This is a genomic window from Streptomyces pseudovenezuelae (assembly GCF_001513955.1).
GTDB lineage: Bacteria > Actinomycetota > Actinomycetes > Streptomycetales > Streptomycetaceae > Streptomyces > Streptomyces pseudovenezuelae.
This window is the reverse complement of the sequence record NZ_KQ948146.1, coordinates 793192-806239: the sequence shown is the minus strand read 5'-3', so window position 1 is coordinate 806239 and position 13048 is coordinate 793192. Positions and strand designations below refer to the sequence as shown.

The 13048-nt window shown below is 72.4% G+C and carries 12 protein-coding genes; 3 read left to right on the top strand and 9 right to left on the bottom strand.

The genetic code is table 11. The features are described from left to right. The first annotated feature begins 2 nt into the window (after positions 1-2). Entirely contained in the window at positions 3-2672 is a 2670-nt protein-coding gene (locus AQI94_RS15740; protein WP_031042320.1) for an ATP-binding protein, read from the top strand. A 55-nt stretch (positions 2673-2727) separates the two neighbouring features. Here AQI94_RS15740 and AQI94_RS15735 read toward each other — a convergent pair whose 3' ends face one another. The 8 genes from AQI94_RS15735 to AQI94_RS15700 are packed head-to-tail and all read right to left on the bottom strand — an operon-like array spanning position 2728 to position 10017. Then, positions 2728-3519 (bottom strand): SDR family NAD(P)-dependent oxidoreductase, encoded by a 792-nt coding sequence (locus AQI94_RS15735; protein ID WP_031042323.1) that lies wholly within the window; start codon positions 3517-3519, stop codon positions 2728-2730. A 49-nt stretch (positions 3520-3568) separates the two neighbouring features. Continuing rightward, positions 3569-4690, bottom strand: coding sequence for a bifunctional 3-oxoadipate enol-lactonase/4-carboxymuconolactone decarboxylase PcaDC (gene pcaDC, locus AQI94_RS15730; RefSeq protein ID WP_031042326.1), 1122 nt, complete (start codon positions 4688-4690; stop codon positions 3569-3571). Continuing rightward, positions 4687-6018 (bottom strand): 3-carboxy-cis,cis-muconate cycloisomerase, encoded by a 1332-nt coding sequence (pcaB, locus tag AQI94_RS15725; protein ID WP_062229767.1) that lies wholly within the window; start codon positions 6016-6018, stop codon positions 4687-4689. The genes pcaDC and pcaB overlap by 4 nt, the downstream gene beginning before the upstream one ends. Beyond that, positions 6015-6620 carry a protocatechuate 3,4-dioxygenase subunit alpha gene (gene pcaG / locus AQI94_RS15720; protein ID WP_031041729.1) on the bottom strand — a complete coding sequence of 202 codons (606 nt, stop codon included), beginning with the start codon at positions 6618-6620 and terminating at the stop codon, positions 6015-6017. The genes pcaB and pcaG overlap by 4 nt, the downstream gene beginning before the upstream one ends. A 6-nt stretch (positions 6621-6626) precedes the next feature. Next, the gene (gene pcaH, locus AQI94_RS15715; RefSeq protein WP_031041731.1) at positions 6627-7400 is read right to left on the bottom strand and encodes a protocatechuate 3,4-dioxygenase subunit beta; all 774 of its coding nucleotides are present in this window, start codon (positions 7398-7400) and stop codon (positions 6627-6629) included. A gap of 18 nt (positions 7401-7418) precedes the next feature. Next, positions 7419-8621 carry a thiolase family protein gene (locus AQI94_RS15710; RefSeq protein ID WP_031041734.1) on the bottom strand — a complete coding sequence of 401 codons (1203 nt, stop codon included), beginning with the start codon at positions 8619-8621 and terminating at the stop codon, positions 7419-7421. After that, complete coding sequence (locus AQI94_RS15705; RefSeq protein ID WP_031041736.1) at positions 8618-9262, bottom strand: CoA transferase subunit B; 645 nt, start codon at positions 9260-9262, stop codon at positions 8618-8620. The genes AQI94_RS15710 and AQI94_RS15705 overlap by 4 nt, the downstream gene beginning before the upstream one ends. Beyond that, positions 9262-10017 carry a CoA transferase subunit A gene (locus AQI94_RS15700; RefSeq protein ID WP_031041739.1) on the bottom strand — a complete coding sequence of 252 codons (756 nt, stop codon included), beginning with the start codon at positions 10015-10017 and terminating at the stop codon, positions 9262-9264. The genes AQI94_RS15705 and AQI94_RS15700 overlap by 1 nt, the downstream gene beginning before the upstream one ends. A 135-nt stretch (positions 10018-10152) precedes the next feature. Between AQI94_RS15700 and AQI94_RS15695 the strand changes: the two genes are divergently transcribed. Continuing rightward, on the top strand, positions 10153-10617 hold the full coding sequence (locus tag AQI94_RS15695; protein WP_031041740.1) for a MarR family winged helix-turn-helix transcriptional regulator: 465 nt from the start codon (positions 10153-10155) through the stop codon (positions 10615-10617). Here the strand turns inward: AQI94_RS15695 and AQI94_RS15690 are convergent, their stop codons facing one another. Further along, positions 10618-11631 (bottom strand): DUF3048 domain-containing protein, encoded by a 1014-nt coding sequence (locus AQI94_RS15690; RefSeq protein WP_225890197.1) that lies wholly within the window; start codon positions 11629-11631, stop codon positions 10618-10620. Positions 11632-11826: 195 nt separating this feature from the next. Between AQI94_RS15690 and AQI94_RS15685 the strand changes: the two genes are divergently transcribed. Next, positions 11827-13017, top strand: coding sequence for a zinc-dependent alcohol dehydrogenase (locus AQI94_RS15685; protein ID WP_031041744.1), 1191 nt, complete (start codon positions 11827-11829; stop codon positions 13015-13017). The last annotated feature ends 31 nt before the right edge of the window (positions 13018-13048 follow it).

Below are 13048 nucleotides of genomic sequence, written 5' to 3'. Positions count from 1 at the left end.
GGATGACGGAGGTACGGCCGATTGCGGCCGCCCCGGCCTCGCTGTGGGAGCGCGACGAGGAACTCGCCGCCGTCGAAGGGGTGATCGACTCCCTGTGCGCGGGACGCACGTCCTCGGGCAGTGTGCTGCTGATCCGCGGCGAGGCGGGCTTCGGCAAGACCGCCCTGCTGGCCCAGGCCCGCCGCATCGCCGAGGCCCGCGGCTGCACGGTCTGGTCGGCCCGCGGCGGCGAGACCCTCAGGTCCGTCCCCTTCAACGTCGTACGGCAACTGCTCCAGCCGGCCCTCCTGTCGCTGATGCCCGAGGAGGCCCGCGAGTATCTCGGGGACTGGTACGACATCGCCGGCCCCGCCCTCGGCATCGCGGACCCGGGGGAGCGGCAGGCCGACCCTCAGGGCGTGTGCGACGGCCTGGTCGCCGCGGTGCGCAGGCTGGCCCGCCGGGACTGGCCGCTCGTGCTGATCGTCGACGACGCCCACTGGGCCGACCAGGAGACCCTGCGCTGGCTCGCCGCCTTCGCCGAGCGCCTGGACGACCTGTCCGTCCTGGTCGTGGTGGCCCGGCGGCCCGGTGAGGCCACCACCGAGAGCGCCCGCCTCCTGGAGACCGTGGCCTCCGCCGCGGGCCACCCCGTCACCAGCCTCAGCGCCCTCACCCCGGAGGCCACCGCCGGCCTCACCCGCGCCACCCTGGGCGAGCACGCCGACGCCCCCTTCTGCCGCGAGGTGTGGGCGGTGACCGGCGGCAACCCGTACGAGACCGTCGAACTGCTCGCCAAGGTCCGCGACAGCGAGATCGAGCCCAGCGAGGGCTCGGCCGACGCCCTGCGCGAGCTGAACCGGTCGGCCCGCGGCGGCGGACTCGTCGCCCGCCTGGAGGAACTCGGCATCGACGCCACCCGGTTCGCCTGGGCGGCCGCGATCCTCGGCACCGACATCTCCGTCGACCTGGTGGCCAGGCTCGCCACCCTGAAGCCGGACCAGGCGACGCTCTGCGCCGAACTCCTGCGCAACGCCCGCATCCTGACCGATGCCGGCTCGGAGGACGGCGAGCTGGAGTTCGTGCACCCGCTGATCGCCACCGCCGTCTACGACTCCATCCCCGACGCCCTGCGCACCGCCATGCACGGCATCGCCGCCCAACTCGTCACCGACTCCGGACTCGGTGCCGCGGCCGCCTCCCGGCACCTGCTCCAGGTCCACCCGGACGACGACGAGGAACTCGTCGAGCAGCTGCGCGAGGCCGCCCGCGAACACCTCCTCGTCGGCGCCCCCGACGCCGCCCGCCGCTGCCTGGAGCGCGCCCTGCTGGAGCCCCCGGTACCCGAGGTCCACGCGCGCGTGCTCTTCGAACTCGGCTGCGCCACCCTGCTGACCGCACCCGCCAAGACCATCGGTCACCTCCAGACCGCGCTCGCCATGCCCGGCCTGGAGGGCGCCGCCCGGGTGGACGCCGTGATCCGCCTGTCCCAGGCGCTCATGCACAACAACCAGCTGGAGGAGGCGGTCCGCACGGTCGAGGCGGAGGCCGCCCGGCACGATGAGGGCCCGTTCCGCATGCGCCTCCAGGCCGTGCAGTACACCTGGGAGGGCCTCTACCCGGGCGAGGCCACCTCCCCGGGGCGCTCCGAGCGTCTCGCCGCCCTGGCCGCGAAGTGCACCGGCCGGGACAACTCCGAGCGGGCCCTGCTCATCCTGCGCGGATTCGACGCGATGGCCCACGGCGAGAGCGCCGAGGAGATCGCCGAAGTGTGCGACCGCGCCCTCGTCAACGGCCGCCTCGCGCCCGGACTCGGCTGGACCGACACCGAGTGGGGTCTCGAACTGCCGCTGATGCTGGCCAGCGCGTACGCCTTCACGGACCGGCTCGACCGCGCCGAGGCCCTGTACACCGACGCCCTGCGCACCTACGAGTCGGCCGGCTGGAGCGGCGGCCACCTCGCGCTAGCCCACGCCTACGTCGGCCTCAACCACCGTCGGCGCGGCCGGCTCCGGGAGGCGGAGACCTCGTTGCGCGAGTCACTGCGGCTCGCGGAGCGGGTGGGGCGAGGACTGCCGCTGTACTGGTCGGCCACGTGCAACCTGGTCGACACGCTGCTCGCGCGCGGGCATGTCGAGGAGGCGTGGGCGATCGCGGAGCAGTACGGGTTCGCGCCGCCGTACCCGTCCACGATCGTGCTGCCCGACCCGCGGTCCGTGCGCGGGCGGCTGCTGCTGGCCGTCGGCAGGACCAAGGACGGGATCAACGAACTGGACGCCGCGGAGAAGGCGGCGGCGGTCCGAGGCCACCACAATCCGGTGCTGGTGCCGTGGGCGGCCGATCTCGCGCGCGCTCTCGCCGTCGAGGATCCGGTGCGGGCCGCCCAGCTGGCCACGGAGCTGCGCCGGCACGCCGAGCGCCTCGGCACGGACACGGCGATCGGTGAGGCCCTGCGGTGTGCGGCGGCGTTGGAGACCGGGCAGCGGGCGGTACGGCTCGCCGCGCAGGCCGTCGCCTACCTGGAGGCCTCGCCGTGCCAGTACGAGCACGCGGCGGCCCGGGTCGAGTACGGCATCGCGGCACGGTCCGTGGCCGAGCTCAATCGCGGGCTGGCGCTCGCGCGTTCGTGCGGCGCGGACGGATTGGTGGCGCAGGCCAGGGAGGTACTGGAGACGGGGCGGGGACTGCGCTGATCTCGTCTGCGGGCCGGTGGGGGCTGGTCGCGCGGTTCCCCGCGCCCCTGGGGAGCTACGGCGCGAGGAGTTGATCCGTCAGCGTCGCCAGGCGCTTCTGCACCTCCCCGTTGTACGTCTCCTCGTGCGCCCGGGCCGGACGAGTCCCGTCGAAGTAGCGGCCCGTACCCACGTCCTGCGTAGCCAGGGCCAGCACACCCGGCGCCCCGTCCGCAACCGTCGACCAAGGCACCACCCCGCCCTCCCTGACCATCGCCGTGTCCATGAAGGTCGCCGGGTGCAGGACGTTGACCGCGACCTCCGTTCCCGCCAACTCCTCCGCCAGGGCGAAGGTATGGGCCGCCAGGGCGAACTTGGCACGGCAGTACGCGGCGAAACCCGCGTAGCCGCGGGTGAACTCCGGGTCGTCGAAGTCGATCGGCTCCTGGCCCGCCGAACCCACGTTGACGATCCGGGCGGGCGCGTTCGCCCGCAGCACCGGAAGCAGGGACCGGGTCAGCGCCACCGGCGCCAAGTAGTTCACCGCCAGCCGCAGTTCATGCCCGTCCACGCTCACCTCCCGGCCCGAGCCGGGCGAACCGGCGCCAACCCCCGCGTTGTTGACCAGGACGTCGAGTCCGGGACGGGCCCCGGCGACCTGCGCACCCAGCTCGCGCACCTCGGCCAGGGAGGCGAGGTCGGCCACGTGTCCCTCGGCCTCTCCCTCGGTCCGCAGCTCGGCCACCAGGCTCTCGGTGCGGCCCCGGTCCCGCCCGTGGGCGAGGACGGTGTGGCCGGAGCGGACCAGTTCGAAGGCCAGGTGACGGCCGAGGCCGGAGGTGGCGCCGGTGATCAGGATGGTCGACATGCCCCCACGGTAGGCACATCGCCGTCCCGCGTGCCTGTCCCTGCCGGGGTCACCCTTCCGTTTCCTCCGCCAGCACCCGCTGGGCCGTGGCGAACGCCGAGTTCGCCGCCGGCACCCCGCAGTAGACGGCCGACTGGAGCAGGACGGCCCCGATCTCCTCCGGCGTGAGGCCGTTGCGCCGGGCCGCCCGCACATGCATGGCCAGCTCGTCGTAGTGGCCGTGCGCGACCAGCGCGGTCAGCGTGATCATGCTGCGTTCGCGGCGGCTCAGCGTCGGGTCGGTCCAGATCTCACCCCACGCGTAGCGTGAGATGAAGTCCTGGAAGCGCGCGGTGAACGGCGTCTGCCGGGCCTGCGCCCGGTCCACGTGGGTGTCCCCGAGCACCTCGCGCCGCACCTCCATGCCGCGCCTGGCACCCCCGTCGAGGTGCGCGCGCACAGCGGTGAGAACGGCTTCCGGGCACTGGGCCGGGGCCAGGTGCGAGGCCCCCGGCAGCTCGACGAGCGTGGCGCGCGGCACCGCGTCGGCGATCTCCCGCAGATGGGGCGGCGGGGTCGCCGGGTCCTGGCGGCCGGCGATCAGCAGGGTCGGCGCGGAGATCCCGGCCAGCGCGTCCCGCAGGTCGAAGGCGGCCAGGGCGTCACAGCAGGCCGCGTACGCCTGCGGATCGGCCTCGGCGTGGTCCCGTACGAGCTCCGGAACGCTGAAGTCACCCGCGAACCAACGGGAGTTCGCGCTGTCGAGGAGCCACTCCACGCCCTCCCGGCGGACCCGCTCGGCCCGCTCCTGCCACGGCTTGCTGCCGTTGAAGTGGGCCGAGGAGCAGATCACCGCAAGCGACGCGATCCGCTCCGGGTGGTGCACGGCCAGATGCAGACCGACCGCGCCCCCGAGCGACACCCCCGCGTACGCGAACCGCTCGACGCCGAGCGAGTCGGCGAGTGCCAGCACCAGGTCGGCGAGGTCGCCCACGGTGGCACCGGGACCGATCAGGCCGGCCGGCGAACCGCCGTGTCCGGGCAGGTCCCAGCGGATCACCCGGTGGGTGAGGGACAGCTCGGGCGCCACCTTGTCCCACAGGGCGTACGACGTCCCGAGCGACGGCCCGAGCAGCAGCGGGGGAGCGGTAGCGGGGCCCTCGGCACGGTGGTTGAGGAGTTTGCCGGTCAACGTCGCTCCAGGGCACGGTCGGTGAGAGCACCGGCGGAGCCGGTGTAACGGACGGGGTCGGTGAGCTCGTCGAGGTCGACGCCCTTCAACTCGGGTTCCTGCGCCAGGAGTTCCCCCAGTGAGCGGCCTTCGGCATAGGTCCGCCGAGCGAGCTCCGTCAGCAGTGCCTTGGCGCGGGCGCGGCCCAGCACGGGTGCCAGCTCGGCGGACAGCCGCTCGGACACGATCAACCCATGGGTGAGATCGAGGTGTTCACGCATGGTGCCGGCGTGGACCCGCAGACTCCCGGTGAGTTCGGCCGCGTCCCGGGCGGCTCCGCCGACCAGCCGCAGCAGGTCCCTGAGCGGCTCCCACTCGGCGTGCCAGGCACCGGAGGGCCGCTCGTCCTCCGCGGCCAGCGAGCCGTACAGCGTGGCCGCGAGCTGCGGCGCGCGCCGGGCGGCGGCGGCGATCAGGGTGGACCGCACGGGATTCGCCTTGTGCGGCATGGCCGAGGAGCCGCCGCCGCTGCCCTCCGCGACCTCGGCGATCTCGGTGCGGCCGAGCACGAGCACATCCGCGGCGATCTTGCCCAGCGCGCCGGCGGTGAAGGCCAGGCATCCGGCGAGATCGGCGACCGGGGTGCGCAGGGTGTGCCAGGGGAGCGACGGCACCCTCAGACCGAGCTCATCGGCGAAGGCCGCCGTGAGGGCCCGGCTGTCCTCGGTGCCGTACGCCGTGAAGGCGGCCAGGGTCCCGGCCGCACCACCGAGTTGGACGGGCAGGGAGCTGCGTACGGCCGTGACCCGGTCCCGCGCGTCCAGCACCAGCGCACGCCACCCGGCCGCCTTGAGTCCGAACGTCGTCGGTACGGCGTGCTGGGTGAGCGTCCGGCCGGGCATCGCAGTGTCGCGGTGGTCGGCGGCGAGCCGGGCCAGGGCCCGCTGGACGCGGTCGAGGTCGGTCAGCGCGAGATCGAGTGTGCGGGCCGCGACCAGCATCGTCGCCGTGTCCAGGATGTCCTGGCTGGTGGCGCCCCGGTGGACGTAGGCGCCGTACTCCTCGCCGGCCGCCTGCGTGAGGTCGGCGACCAGGGGGATGACGGGGTTGCCGCCGGCGCGGGCACGGTCGGCGAGCGAGCGTACGTCGAAGCGGCCCGCGTCGGCCGCCTCGGACACGGCGGTGGCCGCCCCCGCCGGAGCCAGACCCAGCGCGGCCTGCGCCCGGGTCAGCGCGGCCTCCGCGTCCAGCAGCGCCTGCAGGTAGGCGCCGTCGGAGGTCGACGCGGCGGCGGGGGAGCCGGCCCACCCGGGGGCGAGCAGACCGGTGTCCGGATCGGGAGAAGTCACTGGTACTCCAGGAAGACCGTTTCGCCTTCGCCCTGAAGGCGGATGTCGAAACGGTAGGTGCCGTCGTCCTGCTTCCGTGCGATCAGCGTGTCGCGCCGCTCCGCGGGCACGCGGTTCAGCAGCGGGTCGGCGGCGAGGGCCGCCTCGTCGCCCGGCAGGTAGATCCGGGTGTACAGGTGCACCAGCAGTCCGCGGGCGAAGACGCACACGCTGATGTACGGCGCGCTCTGCCCGCGCGCGCCCGGCCGCAGGGTGCGCGCGCTCCAGTGGCCGTTGGCGTCGGTCTGGATGCGGCCCCAGCCGGTGAACTCCACGCCGTTGCGGCCGAGGTAACCGCCGCTCGCGGGGTCGCGCCGGATCGAGCCGTCGACCTGCGGGACGTTGCCCTCGGGGTCGGCGCTCCACAGTTCCAGGAAGGCGTCCGGCAGCGGGGTGCCCGCGCCGTCGGTGATGTAGCCCTGGAGGGTGAGGGTGTCCGGGTGGCCGACGGGCGCGATGTCGCCGCCGCCGGGGAAGGGCAGGGCGTGGCCGTAGAAGGGGCCGACCGTGTGCGACGGGGTCGGCAGCACGGTCTCAGGACGGCTCGTGTCGATCTTCGTCATGGTGGGTCAGCGTCCTTCTTCGATCCAGGTGGCCTGCGGTCCGTCGAGCACGATGTCCCAGTGGTAGCCCATCGAGAACTCCGGTACGGACAGGCTGTGGTCGTACGTGGCGACGAGCCGCTGACGGGCCGCGTCGTCCGTGACCGACTGGATGATCGGGTCGTAGGGGAACAGCGGGTCGCTCGGGAAGTACATCTGCGTCACGAGCCGCTGGGTGAACGCCGAGCCGAAGATCGAGAAGTGGATGTGGGCGGGCCGCCAGGCGTTGACGTGCTGGCGCCACGGGTAGGGGCCCGGCTGGACGGTGGTGAAGCGGTAGCAGCCGCTGTCGTCGGTCAGGGTGCGGCCGACGCCGGTGAAGTTCGGGTCCAGCGGGGCGTCGTGCTGCTCGCGCTGATGGGCGTAGCGCCCGGCCGAGTTGGCCTGCCAGATCTCGACCAGCTGCCCGCGCAGCGGACGGCCGTCGCGGTCCAGGAGCCGGCCCTCGACGGTGATCCGCTCACCGATCGGCTCCCCGTTGTGCTGCCGCGTCAGGTCGTTGTCGATCTCGGTGATGTCCCGCTCCCCGAACGCGGGCGAGTGCAGCTCGACCAGCTCCGGGTCCTTGGACACGTCGATGCTGATCGGCGGCTGCTTCGGGTGCCGCAGGACCGAGGAACGGTAGGGCGCGTAGTCGCGGCGCGGCTGGTGCTCGACGGGAGCGCCGTCGGCGAGCCGCTTCTCGTAGGCGGCGTGCTCGGCGGCGATTTCCCGGTCGATGTCGTGCTGGGTGAGAGTCATGGGGTTTCCTGCGTTCCGTTAACGTTCGAGGACGAGAGCGAGACCCTGGCCGACGCCGATGCACAGGGTGGCGACACCGACTCCGCTGCCCCTGCGGGCGAGTTGATGGGCGACCGTGCCGGCCAGACGCGCACCGGAGGCACCCAGCGGGTGGCCGAGGGCGATCGCGCCGCCCTGCGGGTTGAGGATCGCCGGGTCGAACTCGGGCCACTCGGCGACACATCCGAGCACCTGGGCCGCGAAGGCCTCGTTCAGCTCCAGTACTGACAGATCGTCAAATCCCTTGCTGGCCTTGGCGAGTGCACGGTTGACCGCCTCGACGGGGGCGAGCCCGAAGTAGTGCGGGTCCAGTGCGTTCACCCCGGTCGCGGAGATCCGGGCCAGCGGCTCGCGACCGGTCGCGGCCAGGCCCTCGTCGTCCACCAGCAGCAGTGCCGCGGCTCCGTCGTTCAAAGGCGACGCGTTGCCCGCGGTGACCGTGCCACCGTCCTTGCGGAACGACGGCTTCAGCTTCGCCATCGCCTCCAGCGACGCGTCCGCCCGTACGCACTCGTCGGCGCCGAAGACGACCGGCTCGCCCTTGCGCCGCGGGACGGCGACGGGCGCGAGCTCCGCGTCGAACAGGCCCTCGTCCTGCGCCCTCGCCGCCTTCTGATGGCTGCTCAGCGCGAACTCGTCCTGCTGCTCACGCGTGATCTTGTGCTTGTCCGCGATCAGCTCCGCCGACTCGCCCAGCGGAATGGTCCACTGCGGCTCCATCCGTGGGTTGACCATGCGCCAGCCCAGCGTGGTCGAGTACAGCTCGGCGTGCCCGGCCGGGAACGGCCTGTCGGACTTGGGCAGCACGTACGGCGCCCGGGTCATCGACTCCACACCACCGGCGACGGCGACGGAGGCGTCCCCGAGGGCGATCGCGCGGGCCGCCTGGATCACCGCCTCCAGCCCCGAGGCGCACAGCCGGTTGACGGTCACCCCCGGCACCGAGGTCGGCAGGCCCGCCAGCAGCGCGGCCATGCGGCCCACGTTGCGGTTCTCCTCGCCCGCGCCGTTGGCGTTGCCGAAGTAGACGTCCTCGATCCGGGCCGGGTCCAAGTCGGGCGTACGGCCGAGCAGTTCACGGATCGCGTGGGCGCCCAGGTCGTCCGGGCGCACCGAGGCGAGGCCGCCGTTGTAGCGGCCGACCGGGGTGCGGACCGCGTCAACGATGTAGACGTTCTTCACTGCAGGCCCTCCGCGACGGTCAGTTTGGCGTCGGTCTTGGCGGTGATCTCCTCGACGCCCACCCCGGGCGCCGTCTCGACCAGGACGAGACCGTCCTCGGTGACGTCCAGGACGCCGAGGTCGGTGATGATCCGGTTCACGCACGCCTTGCCGGTCAGCGGCAGCGCGCACTCCGTGAGGATCTTGGGCGAGCCGTCCTTCGCGGTGTGCGTCATCACCACGATGACCGTGCGGGCGCCGTGGACCAGGTCCATCGCCCCGCCGATCCCGGTGATCATCTTTCCGGGGACGGCCCAGTTGGCCAGGTCGCCGGTCTCGGACACCTGCATGGCACCCAGCACGGCCACGTCGATGTGCCCGCCCCGGATCATCCCGAAGGACAGCGCCGAGTCGAAGAAGGACGCCCCCGGCAGGACCGTGACGGTCTCCTTGCCCGCGTTGATCAGGTCGGGGTCGACCTGGTCCTCGGTGGGGTAGGGGCCGGTGCCCAGGATGCCGTTCTCGGACTCCAGGATCACCTCGACGTCCTCGGGGAGGTGGTTCGGGATCAGCGTCGGCAGACCGATGCCGAGGTTGACGTACTGGCCGTCCCGGAGCTCGCGCGCGGCCCGCGCGGCCATCTGTTCCCTGGTCCAGGCCATCAGCTGCTCACCGTCCGCTGCTCGATCCGCTTGTCCGTCGCCTGCTCGGGCGTCAGCGCGAGGACCCGCTGCACGAAGATCCCCGGCAGGTGCACCGCGTCCGGGTCGATCTCGCCGGGCTCCACCAGCTCCTCCACCTCGGCGATCGTGACCTTGCCGGCCATCGCCGCGAGGGGGTTGAAGTTCCGGGTGGACTTGTTGAAGACCAGGTTGCCGTGCCGGTCGCCCTTCGCCGCCCGCACCAGCGCGAAGTCGGTGCGGATGCCGTGCTCCAGGACGTACTCCGTGCCGTCGAACTCCCGCACCTCCTTCGGCGGCGAGGCGAGGGCGACGCCGCCCTGGCCGTCGTAGCGCCACGGCAGTCCGCCGTCGGCGACCTGGGTACCCACCCCGGCCGGCGTGAAGAACGCGGGGATCCCGGCGCCGCCCGCCCGCAGCCGCTCGGCGAGCGTGCCCTGCGGGATCATCTCGACCTCCAGCTCGCCGGCCAGGTACTGGCGGGCGAACTCCTTGTTGGCGCCGATGTAGGAGCCGGTCACCCGGGCGATCCGCCCGGCGGCGAGCAGGACCGCGAGCCCGGACTCCATCGCCCCGCAGTTGTTGGAGACCACCGACAGGGAGCCGGTGCCCTGCTCGTAAAGGGCCTGGATGAGCACGTTCGGCACACCGCTCAGGCCGAAACCGCCCACCGCGAGCGACGCGCCCTCCGGCACATCGGCCACCGCCTCGGCGGCGGTGGCGACCACCTTGTCCATTCGCGTAGCCCATCTCTCGAAGTGCTCAGTGCACTGAGTATTTCAGCGAGGTTTCTCTTAAGCTGCCACTGTGGCAGCCTGGCGTCAAGGCTCACTACTCTTCAGTGCACCAACCAACACGACTCGGGAGCGCACATGGCCGCGGTGGACCTCACCACCCATCCCGGGCACCTCGCCCGGCGACTCCAGCAGGCGCACTACCTGTTGTGGAACACGATGGTCTCCGAGGAGATCACCTCGCCCCAGTTCGCGGTCCTGAACGCGCTCGTCGCCGAGCCGGGCCTCGACCAGCGCACGGTGGGGGAGCGGGTGGGGCTGGACCGGTCCACCATCGCCGAGGTCATCAGCCGGCTCGGCCGGCGCGGACTGCTCGACAAGGTCCGCGATCCCCAGGACGGCCGCCGCTTCCTGCTGCGCCTGACCGACGACGGGGTGCGCACCCACCGCAAGCTGACCGTGCGCACCGCCCGGATGAACCAGGTCTTCCTGGCCCCGCTCTCCGACGACGAACAGGGCCGGTTCTTCGAGCTGATCCGCCGGGTCGCGGACGCGGCGGAGGGGCTCCGCAATCCCGCGGAACCCCTCGTCACCCAGCGCTGATCAGGACGCCTTCGCGAAGACGACCCACACCTGCCCCTCGGCGAAGTTCATCGGGGAGCCGTCCTTCGTGGTGAACTCCGTGCCGTCCGTGGCCTTCGCCCGCTTCCAGTTCACGTCGTAGGCGCGGCCGTCGCGCAGCACCTTGGCCTTCCCCGAGCCCACCGTCACCGTGTACGGCGTGTTGTTGCCGAGGAAGTCGTGGAAGGCGGACTTGCGGACCTTCACGTACTGCACGACGACGGTGGCGGGGGCCAGCCGCTTTCCGTCGGCCGTCACGTCCGGTGCGCCGTCCATCGAGACCAGCCAGCGCTTGCGGCTCTGCGACCAGGTGAAGGCGAAGCGGGCGGCGGGGTAGCGGACCGTCTCCGAGGTGTCCGCGGTGCCGCCGGCCGGCGCCGGGCCGTAGCGGAATCCGTTCGTCAGCGCGGCCGCGCCCGGCGTGACGGGCATCAGGCGCTTCGGGCGCAGGTAGAGGTTGTGCGGGACGACCTTGCCGGCGCCGCGGAAGTAGGCGTCGGAGGCTTTCTCGGGGGTGCGGGCGTCCAGCGGCGCCCGGTTGATCAGGGGCATCAGCTTGCCCTGGGCGCCGGAGAAGGCGAGCGTCGGGTCGTCGAACTGCCGCAGCAGCTCCAGGTCCGACTCGCGGGCGCTGCGCACGGGTCCGACGGCCTTCGGCAGCTTCGTCGCGTACACCGCCATCAGGCGGCTGAGCCCGCCCTCGACCTGCTCGGCGTACACGACGTCCGCGGAGTCGAGGCCGGTCTGCGGGCGCGCCTCCCGAACGTTGTCGATCTTCACGGCGAGCACGGAGGGGCCGTCGGCCTTCGCGCTGGGCCGTGCGGTGTCCGGTGGCGAACTGCCCGGTCGTTCCGTGTGGAGCTGTCCGCGTCCGTCGTCGGCCGGGACGGGGGTGCCGTGCCCCGTGCAGCCCGCGGCGAAAAGGCCCGTGACGGTCAGCAGTGCCGCCGCCGTACGGGCGCGTCTAGCGCGCGTCCCTTGCTCCGTACCCACCATGCCCACCATGCCCACCCGTCTCGTGTCTTTGATTGTGCGCTTATAAGTTCTTTGGTGGCCATACCCGTCTGTTTCTGATTAGTCGCGTCGACTACGCCGATCGGCCCTGGATCGCGGTTCGGCGGGAGCACGCCCGGGTACCCGGGCGGCCTACCCCAGGACCGACACGCGACGTGACGGAGGGAGTGCCGGGCGATGAAGGCTGTGACCTGGCAGGGCAAGCGGGACGTACGGGTGGAGGAGGTCCCCGATCCCAAGATCAAGGAACCGACGGACGCCGTCATCCGGATCACCTCGACCGGACTGTGCGGCTCCGACCTGCATCTCTACGAGGTGCTCACGCCGTTCATGACCCCGGGCGACATCCTCGGCCATGAGCCGATGGGCATCGTCGAGGAGGTCGGCGCGGGGGTGCCGGACCTCGCGGTGGGTGACCGGGTCGTCGTGCCCTTCCAGATCGCCTGCGGCAGCTGCTGGATGTGCATGACCGGGCTGCCGACCCAGTGCGAGACCACCCAGGTCACCAGCGAGGGCATGGGTGCCGCCCTGTTCGGCTACACCCGCCTGTACGGTGCCGTGCCGGGCGCCCAGGCCGAGTATCTGCGGGTCCCGCAGGCCCAGTTCGGACCCATCAAGGTCCCCGAGGGCCCGCCGGACGACCGTTTCGTCTATCTCTCCGACGTGCTGCCCACCGCCTGGCAGGCCGTGGTCTACGCGGACGTCCCCGAGGGCGGCAGCGTCGCCGTGCTCGGACTCGGGCCCATCGGGGACATGGCCTGCCGGGTCGCGCAGGTGCGCGGCGCCGGGCGCGTCTTCGGCGTGGACCTGGTGACCGAACGGCTGCGCCGGGCCCGCACACGGGGCGTGGAGACGTACGACCTCAGGAGCTTCGACAGCGAGAAGGAGCTGGTCCAGGCGATCCGGGACGAGACCGACGGACGCGGCCCGGACGCCGTGATCGACGCCGTCGGCACCGAGGCCCACGGCAGCGCGGTCGCCCGCCTCGCCCAGAACGCCTCGGCCCTGCTGCCCAGGAAACTCAGCGGACCCTTCGCCGAGCGCTTCAGCGTCGACCGGCTCGCCGCCCTGCACACCGCCATCGAGCTGGTGCGCCGCGGCGGCACGCTCTCCCTCACCGGTGTCTACGGCGGCACGGCCGACCCGATGCCCATGCTCACCATGTTCGACAAGCAGATCCAGATCCGGATGGGCCAGGCCAACGTGCGGCGCTGGGTCGACGAGATCATCCCCTACCTCACGGACGAGGACCCGCTCGGAGTCGACGACTTCGCCACCCATCACGTACCGCTGTCGGACGCCCCGCACGCGTACGAGATGTTCCAGAAGAAGCAGGAGGGCGCGGTCAAGGTGCTGATGCGGCCCTGACCTCGGGCGGGCTGGGCCGGTGCGGTCCTGG

Bases quoted from the DNA above. Each gene is read 5' to 3' on its own strand.
- AQI94_RS15740 (WP_031042320.1), top strand. From the start codon at position 3: ATGACGGAGGTACGGCCGATTGCGGCCGCCCCGGCCTCGCTGTGGGAG.
- AQI94_RS15735 (WP_031042323.1), bottom strand. From the start codon at position 3,519: ATGTCGACCATCCTGATCACCGGCGCCACCTCCGGCCTCGGCCGTCAC.
- pcaG (WP_031041729.1), bottom strand. From the start codon at position 6,620: ATGACGAAGATCGACACGAGCCGTCCTGAGACCGTGCTGCCGACCCCG.
- pcaH (WP_031041731.1), bottom strand. From the start codon at position 7,400: ATGACTCTCACCCAGCACGACATCGACCGGGAAATCGCCGCCGAGCAC.
- AQI94_RS15705 (WP_031041736.1), bottom strand. From the start codon at position 9,262: ATGGCCTGGACCAGGGAACAGATGGCCGCGCGGGCCGCGCGCGAGCTC.
- AQI94_RS15700 (WP_031041739.1), bottom strand. From the start codon at position 10,017: ATGGACAAGGTGGTCGCCACCGCCGCCGAGGCGGTGGCCGATGTGCCG.
- AQI94_RS15695 (WP_031041740.1), top strand. From the start codon at position 10,153: ATGGCCGCGGTGGACCTCACCACCCATCCCGGGCACCTCGCCCGGCGA.
- AQI94_RS15690 (WP_225890197.1), bottom strand. From the start codon at position 11,631: ATGGTGGGTACGGAGCAAGGGACGCGCGCTAGACGCGCCCGTACGGCG.
- AQI94_RS15685 (WP_031041744.1), top strand. From the start codon at position 11,827: ATGAAGGCTGTGACCTGGCAGGGCAAGCGGGACGTACGGGTGGAGGAG.